The 13,085-nt window shown below is 61.4% G+C and carries 10 protein-coding genes and 1 tRNA gene; 6 read left to right on the top strand and 5 right to left on the bottom strand.

Translation table 11 applies throughout. The annotated features are described in order from the left end of the window. Positions 1–13: 13 nt before the first annotated feature. The gene (locus PTE30175_RS12655) at positions 14–1,534 is read right to left on the bottom strand and encodes a fumarate hydratase (protein WP_150697402.1); all 1,521 of its coding nucleotides are present in this window, start codon (positions 1,532–1,534) and stop codon (positions 14–16) included. A gap of 143 nt (positions 1,535–1,677) precedes the next feature. Further along, on the bottom strand, positions 1,678–2,610 hold the full coding sequence (locus tag PTE30175_RS12650; protein WP_224788745.1) for a DMT family transporter: 933 nt from the start codon (positions 2,608–2,610) through the stop codon (positions 1,678–1,680). A 203-nt stretch (positions 2,611–2,813) separates the two neighbouring features. Here PTE30175_RS12650 and acs point away from each other — a divergent pair, with 203 nt between their 5' ends. The 4 genes from acs (at position 2,814) to PTE30175_RS12630 (ending at position 7,383) form a co-directional block, all read left to right on the top strand. Then, positions 2,814–4,796 carry an acetate--CoA ligase gene (gene acs, locus PTE30175_RS12645; protein ID WP_150697401.1) on the top strand — a complete coding sequence of 661 codons (1,983 nt, stop codon included), beginning with the start codon at positions 2,814–2,816 and terminating at the stop codon, positions 4,794–4,796. A gap of 13 nt (positions 4,797–4,809) precedes the next feature. Further along, positions 4,810–5,190, top strand: coding sequence for a DUF4212 domain-containing protein (locus tag PTE30175_RS12640; RefSeq protein WP_224788744.1), 381 nt, complete (start codon positions 4,810–4,812; stop codon positions 5,188–5,190). Continuing rightward, the gene (locus PTE30175_RS12635) at positions 5,187–7,205 is read left to right on the top strand and encodes a sodium:solute symporter family protein (RefSeq protein WP_150697400.1); all 2,019 of its coding nucleotides are present in this window, start codon (positions 5,187–5,189) and stop codon (positions 7,203–7,205) included. The genes PTE30175_RS12640 and PTE30175_RS12635 overlap by 4 nt, the downstream gene beginning before the upstream one ends. A gap of 87 nt (positions 7,206–7,292) precedes the next feature. After that, positions 7,293–7,383, top strand: a tRNA-Ser gene (locus PTE30175_RS12630). Positions 7,384–7,452: 69 nt separating this feature from the next. On the opposite strand, the gene PTE30175_RS12625 is transcribed toward PTE30175_RS12630, so the two are convergent. Next, positions 7,453–8,559 carry a site-specific integrase gene (locus PTE30175_RS12625; RefSeq protein WP_191629028.1) on the bottom strand — a complete coding sequence of 369 codons (1,107 nt, stop codon included), beginning with the start codon at positions 8,557–8,559 and terminating at the stop codon, positions 7,453–7,455. Next, positions 8,559–8,780 carry a DUF4224 domain-containing protein gene (locus PTE30175_RS12620; RefSeq protein ID WP_150697399.1) on the bottom strand — a complete coding sequence of 74 codons (222 nt, stop codon included), beginning with the start codon at positions 8,778–8,780 and terminating at the stop codon, positions 8,559–8,561. The genes PTE30175_RS12625 and PTE30175_RS12620 overlap by 1 nt, the downstream gene beginning before the upstream one ends. 668 nt (positions 8,781–9,448) lie before the next feature. Here PTE30175_RS12620 and PTE30175_RS28240 point away from each other — a divergent pair. After that, positions 9,449–9,601, top strand: a complete 153-nt coding sequence (locus PTE30175_RS28240; protein ID WP_191629026.1) for a hypothetical protein — start codon at positions 9,449–9,451, stop codon at positions 9,599–9,601. 378 nt (positions 9,602–9,979) lie between these two features. Here the strand turns inward: PTE30175_RS28240 and PTE30175_RS12615 are convergent, their stop codons facing one another. Next, the gene (locus tag PTE30175_RS12615) at positions 9,980–10,987 is read right to left on the bottom strand and encodes a ParM/StbA family protein (protein ID WP_150697398.1); all 1,008 of its coding nucleotides are present in this window, start codon (positions 10,985–10,987) and stop codon (positions 9,980–9,982) included. A 1,517-nt stretch (positions 10,988–12,504) separates the two neighbouring features. Here PTE30175_RS12615 and PTE30175_RS12610 point away from each other — a divergent pair. Then, on the top strand, positions 12,505–13,047 hold the full coding sequence (locus tag PTE30175_RS12610) for an isochorismatase family protein (RefSeq protein WP_150697397.1): 543 nt from the start codon (positions 12,505–12,507) through the stop codon (positions 13,045–13,047). Positions 13,048–13,085: the final 38 nt, after the last annotated feature.

Below are 13,085 nucleotides of genomic sequence, written 5' to 3'. Positions count from 1 at the left end.
CAGGCGATGCGTGTTACGCGACGACCGGAATCTTGCCGATCCTGGCTTGCCATTCCTTCGGTCCGGTCTGGTGCACCGACACGCCGGTCGAATCGACCGCCACGGTCACGGGCATGTCCTGGACGTCGAACTCGTAGATCGCTTCCATCCCGAGGTCATCGAACGCGAGCACACGTGCGGCGCGAATGGCTTTCGACACGAGGTAAGCGGCACCGCCAACGGCCATCAGGTAGGCGGCCTTGTGCTGCTTGATGGCTTCGATCGCGGCCGGGCCGCGTTCGGACTTGCCGATCATCACGGCCAAGCCCGTCTTCGACAGCATCATGTCGGTGAACTTGTCCATGCGCGTGGCCGTGGTCGGGCCTGCCGGGCCGACGACTTCGTCGCGCACCGGGTCGACCGGACCCACGTAGTAGATCGCGCGGCCCTTGAAGTCGACCGGCAGTGCCTCGCCCTTGGCGAGCATGTCGGCGATACGCTTGTGGGCCGCGTCGCGGCCCGTGAGCATCTTGCCCGAGAGCAGCAGGGTCTGGCCCGGCTTCCAGCTTGTGACTTCTTCCGGCGTCAGCGTATCGAGATTGACGCGCTTGCTCGTCTCGGTGTTGGGCTGCCAGTGCACATTCGGCCAGGCGTCGAGCGGCGGCGGCGCGATCAGCGACGGGCCCGAGCCGTCCAGCACGAAATGCGCGTGGCGCGTGGCCGCGCAGTTCGGGATCATGGCGACCGGCTTCGACGCAGCATGCGTCGGGTAGTCGAGAATCTTCACGTCGAGGACCGTGGCCAGGCCGCCGAGGCCCTGCGCGCCAATGCCGAGGGCGTTGACCTTCTCGAACAACTCGATCCGCATTTCTTCGACCCAGCTGTTCGGGCCGCGCTTGATCACGTCCTGAATGTCGATCGGGTCCATCAGCGATTCCTTGGCCAGCACCATCGCCTTTTCCGCGGTGCCGCCAATGCCGATGCCGAGCATGCCCGGCGGACACCAGCCGGCGCCCATCGTCGGCACTGTCTTGAGCACCCAGTCGACGATCGAATCGGACGGGTTCAGCATCACGAACTTGGACTTGTTCTCCGAGCCGCCGCCCTTGGCCGCGACCGTGATGTCGACCTTGTTGCCTTCGACGATCTCGTAATGGATCACGGCCGGCGTGTTGTCTTTGGTGTTCTTGCGGCCGGCTTCCGGCGGCGCCACGATCGAGGCGCGCAGCACATTGTCCGGATGCAGGTAGGCTTGGCGCACGCCTTCGTTGATCATGTCGGTCAGGCTGCGCTTGGCTTCCCAGCGCACATCCATGCCGACCTTGACGAACACCGTCACGATGCCGGTGTCCTGGCACAGCGGACGGCGGCCTTCGGCGCACATGCGGCTGTTGGTCAGGATCTGGGCGATGGCGTCGCGCGCGGCGGGGCTCTCTTCGAGTTCGTATGCGCGGCCGAGGGCCTGGATGTAATCGAGGGGATGGTAATAACTGATGTACTGCAGGGCGCCGGCGACGCTCTGGATCAGATCGTCCTCTTTGATGACGGTAGACATGAGTTTCTCGGTTTGGTGGGGATTCGTTGCAGTGGCGCAGGCGCCTGGGCGAGGCTGCCGTGGGTCACTTTATACCGGCGGCATTTTACAACGTCTCGGCGGAACGGGTCGGCCGATCGTGACCGCCCGCTGGTCGGGCCGCGTCAGTACGGCTTTCCGGACACGGCGCGGCGAGCTCCCGCGGGCAGGGCGGCCAGCACGATGCCGGTCACCGTGAGCGCCAGCGCGGCGCCTTGCGGCAGGGAGAGGCGTTCCCCGAGGAACAGCACGCCGTAAGCGGTCGCGGAGACGGGCACCATTGCGGTGAACACGCCCGCCAACTGGGCCGGCACGTGACGGATGCCGCGCATCCACAGGAAGAACGAGAACACGCTTGCCGCGAGCCCGTACCAGATCAGCATGGCCCAGTTGCCGGCGCCAAGCACGCTGTAATCCGTCGACAACACCGCGCCGATGCCGACGGGCAGCATCAGGCATAGGCCGAGCAGGTGGGTATAGGCGCAGATATCCAGCGCGGGCAGTTGCGCCGACAGGCGTTTGGAGGCGATGACGTAGACGGCTTCGCAGAACACTGCGCCCAGGACGAAGGCGTTGCCGACCCACGAACCGCCGCTGTCCGCGCCATCCGGGCCATGGCCGGCGGCAGACGCGCCCTTCGACAGGTTCAGCAGCACCACGCCGGCGATGGCCAGGCCGATGGATACGAGTGCGCGTCGTGACGGCGCCTCGCGCAGCAGCGCCCACGACAGGAGGGCGACGCATGCGGGCAGGGTCGCGGTGATGACGCCGGCGGCGGTTGCCGTCGTCTGACGGACCCCGTAGAGCATGAGCAGCGTAAACAGGAACGTGCCGAAGAACGTCTGGATCAGCAGATGCCACCATTGGTTGGCCGAAACGCGGCGCATCGCGGACGGCCGATAGCGCGGCGACAGGGCGATCACGGCGATCACGTAGCGCAGCAGCGCAAATGCCGTGACGGGTATGAGCGCGACCATCGTCTTGCCGATGCCGACGTTGGTCCCCACGATGGTCATGGCGACGGCGAGGGACAACGTCGGGAAATTGGCGAAATTCACGATGGCCTGATTTGGCTGAAACGAGTAGGATTGTAGCGAATGCGCCACGCCTATGGCGGGGGCGCGCCGAACGACGCGTACGTCCCGACGCGGCGAAGAGCGCGGTTTCGCGCCAGTGTAAGGCGTTAGTAAGCCGTTCGTCTTAATGTGGCGTTATCGGCGATTTGCATTTCTGTATTTCCATATAAGAGAGGGGACAACTCATGGCAGCAATCGAATCCGTAATGCAGGAGCAGCGCGTGTTCGCACCGCCTCAGGCATTGGTGGAAAAGGCCCGCATTTCGGGCATGGCCGCTTACGACGCACTCTGCGCCGAGGCCGACAAAGATTACGAAGGGTTCTGGGCGCGTCAGGCGCGCGAGAACCTGAGTTGGAAAAAACCCTTCACGAAGGTCCTCGACGAATCCCGTGCCCCCTTTTATACGTGGTTCGAGGATGGCTTGATCAACGCCTCCTATAACTGTCTCGACCGTCAGATCGAGAACGGGCTCGGCGACAAGAACGCCATCCTGTTCGAAGCCGACGACGGCACCGTCACGCCCGTGACCTATCGGGACCTGCTCGGCCGCGTGAGCCGTTTCGCCAATGCGCTGAAGGCCAAGGGCGTCAAGAAGGGCGACCGGGTGGTGATCTACATGCCGATGTCGATCGAAGGCGTGGTCGCCATGCAGGCGTGCGCCCGGATCGGCGCGACGCACTCTGTCGTCTTTGGCGGCTTTTCGGCGAAATCCCTGAACGAACGCGTCATCGACGCCGGCGCCGTGGCTATCGTCACGGCCGATGAGCAAATGCGCGGCGGCAAGGCCTTGCCCCTGAAGGCCATTGTCGACGAAGCGCTCGCCATGGGCGGCTGTGATGCCGTCAAGTCCGTGATCGTCTACAAGCGTACGGGCGGCAATGTCGCGATGCAGGCTGGCCGCGACGAAGTGCTGCAGGAACTGGTGGCGCAGCAGTCGGAGACGTGCGAGCCCGAGTGGGTGAGCGCGGAGCATCCGCTGTTCGTTCTCTATACGTCGGGCTCGACCGGCAAGCCGAAGGGCGTGCAGCACAGCACGGGCGGCTACCTGCTGTGGGCGTCGCTCACGATGCAGTGGACCTTCGACATCAAGCCGGACGACGTTTTCTGGTGCACGGCCGACATCGGCTGGATCACCGGGCACACGTATATTGCCTACGGCCCGCTCGCGGTGGGCGCCACGCAGATCGTGTTCGAAGGCGTGCCGACATACCCGAATGCAGGCCGGTTCTGGGAGATGATCGCGCGTCACAAGGCGACCGTGTTCTACACCGCGCCGACCGCGATCCGGTCGTTGATCAAGGCGGCCGAGGCGGATCAGGCGATCCATCCCAAGCGATACGACCTGTCGAGCCTGCGCATTCTTGGGACTGTCGGCGAGCCGATCAATCCGGAAGCGTGGATGTGGTACTACGAGAACGTGGGCGGCGGCCGTTGCCCGATCGTCGATACGTGGTGGCAGACGGAAACCGGCGGTCATATCATTTCGCCGCTGCCGGGCGCGACGCCGCAGGTGCCGGGTTCGTGCACGTTGCCGTTGCCGGGCGTGGCCGCGGCGGTCGTCGACGAAACCGGGCACGACGTGCCGAATGGCCAGGGCGGCATGCTGGTCATCAAGCGTCCCTGGCCGGCAATGATCCGTACGATCTGGGGCGACCCCGAGCGCTACAAGACGAGCTACTTCCCACCGGAGCTGGGCGGCAAGATCTATCTTGCGGGCGACGGTTCCATTCGTGATGCCAAGACCGGCTACTTCACGATCATGGGGCGGATCGACGACGTGTTGAACGTCTCGGGCCACCGCATGGGCACGATGGAAATCGAGTCGGCGCTGGTGGCGAACCCGATCGTGGCGGAGGCCGCAGTCGTGGGCCGCCCGGATGAAACGACGGGCGAGGCAATCGTTGCGTTCGTGGTGCTCAAGCGCGCCCGCCCGACGGGCGAAGAAGCCAGGCAACTGGCGCTGGAGTTGCGCAACTGGGTGGGCAAGGAGATCGGCCCGATCGCCAAGCCGAAGGACATCCGGTTCGGCGACAACCTGCCGAAGACGCGTTCGGGCAAGATCATGCGCCGGCTGCTGCGCGTGATTGCCAAGGGCGAGGAAATCACGCAGGACACGTCGACGCTTGAGAATCCCGCGATTCTCGATCAACTCAAGCAGGCGCAGTAAGGACTGCGCGCAGGTGGCGCATACTTCGCAATCCTCGGCGTTTGACGCGATGCCGCCCGATGAGGCGGCATCGTTTCATGATGCCGACTGGCATGCGGCAGCCGCCGACGTTGCCGGGCGGCACTGGCGGCGCTCGTTGTGGCTGGTGGCCGTGTTGTTGGTCATCGGGTTCTGCGTCACCTTCCTTCCGCCCTTCTGGGCGCGCGAGTGGTCGTCGATCCGCTTCGCCGGCTGGCCGTTGCCGTTCTATATGGCCGCGCAAGGGTCGATCCTCGTGGATATCGTTTTGATCATCGTGTATGCGCTCGTGCAGCGTCGCAACGACGCGGATTACCGGCGTGAGCTGCATGCGCTTCGCGCGGCGCGCCATGCAGCGTTGTCGTCCGGGCGATGACTTTCACACGGCGTCTCATTCGTTATTACGCCTACTACACGGCGGGGCTGATTGCGTTCGTGCTCATGATCGCGATGCTCGAGCGCGCGAACGGACCGGGCGTATGGATCGGCTACGCGTTCCTGTTCGTGACGATCGCCGTGTACGCGGTGATCGGCCTGATCTCCCGGACGTCGGACGTGACCGAGTATTACGTCGCGGGCAGGCGTGTGCCGCCGGTGTTCAACGGCATGGCGTGCGCGGCGGACTGGATGAGCGCGGCGTCGTTCATGGGGCTTGCGGGTACGTTGTACGTCTCCGGCTTCGAGGGGCTGGCGTATGTGATGGGCTGGACGGGCGGGTATTGCCTGGTCGCCTTCCTTCTGGCGCCGTATTTGCGCAAGATGGGGCGATATACGTTGCCGGATTTTCTGGGCACGCGTTACGACAGCAACGTGGTGCGCGGGCTGGGCGTGTTCTCGACGATTCTGTGTTCCTTCGTGTATCTCGTCGCCCAGATCCAGGGCGTAGGCCTGATCGCGTCGCGGTTCATCGGCGTCGAATTTACCGTCGGCATCTTCTTCGGCCTTGCCGGGATTCTGGTGTGTTCGTTCCTGGGCGGCATGCGGGCGGTCACATGGACCCAGGTCGCGCAGTACATCATCATGATCGCGGCGTTCCTGGTGCCGACGGCATGGATCGGGCACCAGACCGGCAACGGCTGGTTTCCGCAGTTTACGTACGGGCAGGCGTTATTGAAGGTGGAGGCGCTGGAGCGTGAGCTGCTGGATTCCGAGCCTGAGCGCGAAGTGAGGGACTACTACCGCGAACAGGCCGAGCAGATGCAGCGGCGGCTCGATGGTTTGCCGGACAGCTTCTATCTCGAGCGCGCAGCACTGGAGCGGCAACTGCTCGACACGAAGCGGCGCAACGGGCCGCTGCGCGACATCAAGGTATTGGAGGCAAAGCTGGACGCCTTCCCGCACGACGTGGCGGATGCGCAGAACCAGTGGTTGGCGCTGCACAATAGCTACACGGCGCGGTCGGAACCGCCGCATGCGATGACGGAACCGTTTCCGGCCGCAGACGAGGGGGCGCGGCAGTCGCAGCGTTTGAACTTTCTCTTGCTGATGCTGTGCCTGATGATCGGGACGGCGAGCTTGCCGCACATTCTGACCCGTTACGCGACCACACGAACGGTCCAGGGCGCGCGAAGTTCGGTCGCGTGGACCTTGTTTTTCGTGGCGCTGCTGTATATCAGTGCGCCGGCGTTGGCGGTCATGTTGAAGTACGACGTGCTGCTCCATCTGGTCGGTGCGAGGTTCGATGCGTTGCCGGCATGGGTGGTGCAGTGGCGGCATGCGACACCGTTGCAGCTGGATGTGTCGGACGTTTATCGCGATGGGGTGGTGCAGTGGGGCGAGATCTGGATGCAGCCGGACATGCTGGTGCTGGCGGGGCCAGAGATCGCGGGGTTGCCGTATGTGATTTCCGGATTGGTGGCGGCAGGGGCATTGGCGGCGGTGTTGTCGACCGCGGACGGTTTGCTGTTGACGATTGCGAACGCGTTGTCGCATGACGTTTATTTTCACATGATCGACCAGAGCGCATCGGCCCAGAAGCGGGTGACGACGTCCAAGATTCTGCTGCTGTGCGTGGCGATGTTTGCGGCTTACGTGACGTCGTTGAAACTGGGGAACATACTGTTTCTGGTCGGGGCGGCGTTTTCGTTGGCGGCGTCGTGCCTGTTTCCGGCGCTGGTGCTGGGCGTGTTCTGGAAGCGGACGACCCGCGTGGGCGCGACGCTGGGCATGGTCAGCGGGCTGTCGGTGTGCGTGTACTACATCATGACGACGTATCCGTACTTCACGCGTTTGACGGGGTTTGTTGGCGCCCGGTGGTGGGGCGTGGATCCCATCAGCGCAGGCGCGTTCGGGGTGCCCGTGGGGTTTGCGGTGGCGATCGTATGCAGCCTGCTCGGACCGAAGCCGACGGCGCGCGATGTCCATCTGGTGGATCATTTGCGACGGCCTTGAGTGTCCGGCCGCGGCGTCGGCCAACGAAGTGCCGGTGGCGCGGGCTTGGGTAAACGCGAAGAAACCTGCTATAATGCGCGACCTTCAGGAGAGATGGATGAGCGGTTTAAGTCGCACGCCTGGAAAGCGTGTATAGGTTAATAGCCTATCGGGGGTTCGAATCCCCCTCTCTCCGCCACCTTATTTCATGCGGGTTTCAGCGGTTTTAACGAAACCCGTTTGTGCCATAGATACAGGGTTGTGCCATTCAACCCTTCGATTTGAGCGGATTCACTCGCTCTGCCTTGCGTCGATAGACGCGCTCCGTGGTCTTGCTGTCAGCGTGCGAAAGCAGTGCGCGGGCGTGTTCTACGGACTCCGCATCGCTTGCAACCTTGGCCCGAATGTCGTGCTCGTTGAACGGCACAGTGACTTTGGTTTCGGTCATTACACGGTCCATGAAGTTGCGCCACAGCGACTCCCATCCGCCGGCGCGGCCGGTCTTTTCGTTGATATACCCCACCCCCTCGCGATTGCAGAAAAGCCACGGGGAGATGTTCACCGGTCGTGCAGCCTCTGCATCTTTCACGGCGGCGCGCAGATCATCGTTCCACAGGTAGATGGTTCGCTTGCCGGTGCTTCCCGCTGTCTTGTGTCGTTGGACGTGAATCCCGTCATCCTTGAAGTCGACAGCGGGTCGCAGGCGCAGCAGATCCCCTCGGGCCAGCCCCGTCAGTTGCTTGATGCGAATGTATGCCTGTGCGGCCCGCACGCTGCCTTTCCGGCGCTTCGACGCGAGCGATAGACATTCGGCTATCTCCCAATCCTCCACGTACCGATCCCGTGGCTTCTCGCCTTCCAGGCGCACTTCGCGTGCAAACGGATGGCGCTTCATGTAGCCCCATTGCACGGCTTTGGTGAACGCATGTGATAACACCTCCAACTCGCGCAGGGCGGCGGTACGAGCTTTAACTCGCTGTGGTTTGCCATCAGGCCCCGTCACGGTCTTTGTGCGGGCGTCGGCATAGGTGTAGATGTGGTGCGGCTCGATGGCCGTCAGTGGCCATGCGCAGAAGGTGAGGCGCAGCTTCTTAAGGGCGACCTGATTCTGTGCCTGCGTTGTGGGGGCCTTGGTCGGGACGACCTCCAGTGCATATCGATCGAGCAGCTGGCCGATGGTGGTTGCCTTGTCCTTCGCGCCCATGCGCTCGGCCCACGCTCGATACGCATCGGGGAGCGAACTGCCAAGCCGAAAGCGAGTCTTGCCGTCCCACAGGGCCTCAAGGCCGGGCGGCACGCGGTAGTAGTATGCGCCGTGGGTAAGCTGCCAGCGGGCGGGCAGGCCCTTGTTCTCGGTTTTCCGCTTGCGTGGCATTACATCAGACTCCTATCGATTTCGTACTCGTGGCTTCGGGGGCGCTTGCTCGTGCCGCAGCCAAGCAACTGCTCAACGTGCGCGCGCAAAACAATCATGCTTCCGTCCGGGCGTACCTTGTGCTCTATGCCCAGAACCGATAGGACGTGATCCTGCGACTTGAACTTCGTCCGTCCAGTCAGTTCCCGTACTTCGTCTTGGGTGAGGAATGTTTGGCTCATCGCGATTTCCCCGCCGGCAGTGTCGGGCAAAAGCTCTTTGACGAGGTGAGTGAATTTCGGTCGCGCTTTCGCTCACTTTGAAGAATTCGGCATACATCGGTGATGTCATACGTGCGTGTCACGGTTACCCCCTTGACGTCAGACCATGGCTGCCACTGTGCCAATGGCAGCCATGGTTGCGGCTATGTCCGCCGCCAACGCTCCCTCACATTTAGGAACGACGTGGCGCATGCTGTCCCTCATCATGCCCTTCGTTATGATCAATGCAAGGGCGCATTGGGTCGACGCGACCACGGGTGGTAAATACCGAGCTTTTTCAACTGCGATCGCACGGTTTTCGCGTCTACGCGCACCCCGTGTCGACGATCTATTTCGACAGCGACCGACCGGCATGAAAAGCGGTGTGAGTTTGGGTAGGCTGCCTTCTTGACGGCATACTCGCGCATGGTCGCGACGATGGCTGGATCGTCCAGCTTACTCGCACGCGCGCGCGAGGCCTTATTAGACATGGGCATTCTCAGCTCTCCTTTGTGGAATGAGCGATCAAACAGAAGGGGAACGGCGGGCGCCACGGCTCGAGGTCCGGTGGCAAATCTGTTTCTGTTTGACGCGCGCACTCGTCGCCATGGAGAGCGGTCCGGCCCAGTGGGCCATTTCGGATAGCGGAGATGAACCCGCTGGGCGTCATGCCGAGCGGGCGCGAGGTCTCGCGCGAGATTGCTGGTTTGGTTGGCGCGCCGCAGGCGCGGTGGCGCATGATCAGTCGCGGGACGCAACAGCGTTCCGCTGCAATTGACGAGTTTTATTTCATGCTGATTTAACAGCAGCTGTTAGTTTTCCAACCTTCTCAGGCCGTGTCAAGGGGGCTGCCCGTCTCGTGTCGAGAAATTGAGGCGTCGCCAGGCAGCCCGTCGGCGGCGCTTACTTGAAGTACGAAGAGAAGGCGTGATTGACGTCTTGTGAGTTCAACTCCCCTGATAACCCCTGATGCTGTCCATCTGCTTGCTGCGGAGCGATGTGCCTAGGCTCGTCTTGACACGTACGATTTCTCACATCCTCAAGTGCCTTGAAGTGTGTCTCCAGAATCGACTTCAGGTAATCCGCCCTGTTCCGCGCTGAGCCAAACCCACGGAGCGCCCGCGTCGCGCACGGGTAGGCCGCTTCATTGAAGCTCAGTTGGATCTCAATGCTATCTCGCATCAGCGGGCTCCATTGGCTTTGAGAGCCGCCTCGGCGGCGGTCAGGAACCCCAGCGCATTAGCCATATGAGACCTATCTACATGGCGCACGGCGAAACCCATGGATTTCGAGAGGGCGTCCACATAAAAACGAGCGCCACCACCACTGACGAACACGGTCAGGTCCTCACTAGTTTTCAATGCGGTCAGTACCGCGTCAGTAATTTGCTGTGTGTCCTGAAGTGCCACGCGAAGAAACGGACGGAGGTCCACGGCTTCACCCGCGACAGGGAGATGCTCGCCGGTACGCAATGCATAGTCGACGCGATCAAGGTTGTCTACACGGGTGCCTGTTTTCTCGCTGGTGAGTCGTGCCACCTCACGAACTACGCGAGCTGCACCGCCAGATAAGCCAATGCTGCGGTCGAGGTCCGGGGTGCCATCTTGTTCAATGACGATCGCGTCGGTGGTATGCCAGCCAACGTCCACAATGCAAGTATTCGTGCGGCGCTCGGCGGAGATCAGACCCTGAGCGCGCAGTGTCGCGAATGTGCCCAAGGGCTGCGGGAGTACTACCACTTTGTCAACCACGCACACACCATGCGGGCTCAAATGATGGGCCGCAGAGAACCGCGATTTCAGATAATCCGTGTGTTTGTGCATCGTATGAAGAGGCAGGCCCAACACCAGGCACCTAACCCTCGACGCGCGAATCTTCTGGAGGCACGCCAAGATCAATGCGGCGTATGGCTCGGACTGGGGAAAATTGTCCACCTCGGTGCGGACGACGGACGAGCCCGGCAGAGCCGACATGCTAGTGTCCACGCTATAGGTCGTGCCACCGACGCAGACCTCGACACGGTTGGGATTTTTTCCGAAGTATTCTGCACTGGAGCGAAGGGTGGTGCGCGTTGCGCGAGATACGACGCTGGGGAAGCTGAACTTTTCGACTGACCCGCGGGCACGGTATGCCGCCTTGACGGCGAAATACCCGATGTCGCATGCGAGCACATCAACGATGTTTTCCATCTCGTTTCCTTTCCTTTGTAGTAAATGACAACAACAATCCGACACGCACGCCCAAAGCGTTCATGGCTCGTGAGCGTGACATTGATCGGACAGCGGCCAATCAGCGGCATACCCCGCTGATTGCATTGGGACAGCATCACATCCAGAGCGACGAACGCAAATCGCGATCGGTCGAACGGAGAGCACCTGTGCTGGTCGCTGTCCTTGTGCACAGGGGCGTATTGAAGCAACTTCACGCGCTCGAGCGTGGGCGTCTGCAGCGTAACGACAGACGCGCCCCGTTGCTTAAAGGGGCGCTAAGGTAATTCGATGAAAGGTGAAGTGACGCAAAGTCACGCGTGGCCTCGCGAGGCCACGGCTTTAGTTGCGGTAGGCACGGCGTGATTGCCGTGTTCGTTACTGGAGGGTTGGTGACGGGGCGACGCCGCGGCGCGCTATCGAAAGCTGGAGTGACCAGACTTTTCAGGTTGCGTCGGTGCGCCACGTTGAGATTGATATGCCAATGCGGCTGTCGCCGAGCGAGACCACCCGGCTGACATTGTTTGCTTAGCCGAGCAGGCGAACGAGCTCATACGGGGCTGCTGCGTGCCAAGCTCCGCCTTAGCGCAACGTGGATTGCTGCCGAGGCAGTATCGCGAAATATGAGACGCCCATCATGGCTCGTGACGCTCTGAGCGAGAGGCTTCCCATTTATTGCCGGAAGTTTTCCGGCTTAATTGTTGGAATCCAAATTTATGTGATTCATGCCGCAGAGCGGCTAGTTGCATAGCCTTAATCCTACCGGGCAAAACAACGATCTGCAACGGAGGGGGCGATAAATTGAGGCGCTTCGTTGGGCAATTGATCGTCCACACGGCCGGCACCTAGACGTTCGCAGCCTATGTCGCGTGGCCTCGTCCCCCTGCGCATTGAGGTGTTTAGTGACGTGTGTGAAGCAAGAAGAGAAATGTATCCAATTGATATAAAAAGAAAATTGACTCTTCTCTGGATGTGACACAGCCGTATTTTTATTCGAAAACCTTTCCATCCGCCGCGCAGTGGTTAACGACCGGGAAGATGCTGCCATGTTGGGTACGAAGGTCAACTTCTGGGATGGGGGCGCTATCGATTGCTTTGAAACGACTGACGCGCGGTTCAGTCATGCGCAGCCGACGAGACGCGCGTTAGTGGCGTAGCCGCACGACGTTTGAGTTGATCGCGGCGAAAGAAAAATGGTCGGGATTTTTCGGGAAAGTTAGCTTCGGTAGAGGAGAACGTGGTTCATGGAGCGCAACATGCTCCTGAGCCGCCCCAATGTCCGACTTGGGCCGGAGATTCCTCTTGAGATTGGAGGGGTGTCCAGAGAAGTCGGACTTACGGAGGACTTCCGTCGGATTTGGGCCCTATCGTTTGCCATGAAAGAATGGGACGACCGCGTCCGTCCCCGTCTTGCGCCCCGGTGCTTGAAGCGTCACCAAATACGCCTGCCGGGACCTGTGGATACGCGCTAGAATTTTTCCTTTTCGGGAGAGAGAGGCATGACATCAGCGCTGCTTGTGATCGATTTTCAGAATGGCCTAGTCAGTACGACCCCGTTGCCTGGCGACGTCGCTGAAGTAACAGCCAACATAAACGCATTGACTTCGCGCGCGCGGGGCGCGAACGTGCCAGTGGTGTTTGTCCTGCATGAAGACGATGAGGAGTTACTTCACGGTTCGCCCGCTTGGGAGCTGTCACGGGCTCTGCACGTCGAGCCCGGTGATCATAGGATCCATAAACGCGCTCCCGACTCATTTCTCGACACCGAACTTCAACCGCTGCTCGTGGTGCGCGGCGTAAAGCACGTCGTGGTTTGCGGGTACGCGAGCGAATTCTGTGTTGATACGACGGTCCGTCGCGCTGCCGCAAACGGCTACACGGTGACAATTGCCTCCGACGCACACACCACGCATGACAAGTCGCATTCGGATGCGGCGCGTATTCGTGAGCATCACAACGCGACGTTATCGAACATCGGAAGCTTCGGCCCTAAGATCGCCGCTATACCGACCGACGCGATCAATTTCAAAGTGCCGCTTTGAGTTGCCTGATGGGGGCACGTCACTGAGGGGTTGGTCAA

Source organism: Pandoraea terrae, from assembly GCF_902459695.1.
In the GTDB taxonomy this organism is placed as follows: Bacteria; Pseudomonadota; Gammaproteobacteria; order Burkholderiales; family Burkholderiaceae; genus Pandoraea; species Pandoraea terrae.
This window is presented reverse-complemented; position numbering and strand designations above follow the sequence as displayed.

What these genes read in the sequence shown, in the direction of transcription:
- PTE30175_RS12610 (WP_150697397.1), top strand. Translation starts at nt 12,505, where the DNA reads ATGACATCAGCGCTGCTTGTGATCGATTTTCAGAATGGCCTAGTCAGT.
- PTE30175_RS28240 (WP_191629026.1), top strand. Translation starts at nt 9,449, where the DNA reads ATGAACCCGCTGGGCGTCATGCCGAGCGGGCGCGAGGTCTCGCGCGAG.
- PTE30175_RS12620 (WP_150697399.1), bottom strand. Translation starts at nt 8,780, where the DNA reads ATGAGCCAAACATTCCTCACCCAAGACGAAGTACGGGAACTGACTGGA.
- PTE30175_RS12615 (WP_150697398.1), bottom strand. Translation starts at nt 10,987, where the DNA reads ATGGAAAACATCGTTGATGTGCTCGCATGCGACATCGGGTATTTCGCC.
- acs (WP_150697401.1), top strand. Translation starts at nt 2,814, where the DNA reads ATGGCAGCAATCGAATCCGTAATGCAGGAGCAGCGCGTGTTCGCACCG.
- PTE30175_RS12655 (WP_150697402.1), bottom strand. Translation starts at nt 1,534, where the DNA reads ATGTCTACCGTCATCAAAGAGGACGATCTGATCCAGAGCGTCGCCGGC.
- PTE30175_RS12625 (WP_191629028.1), bottom strand. Translation starts at nt 8,559, where the DNA reads ATGCCACGCAAGCGGAAAACCGAGAACAAGGGCCTGCCCGCCCGCTGG.
- PTE30175_RS12635 (WP_150697400.1), top strand. Translation starts at nt 5,187, where the DNA reads ATGACTTTCACACGGCGTCTCATTCGTTATTACGCCTACTACACGGCG.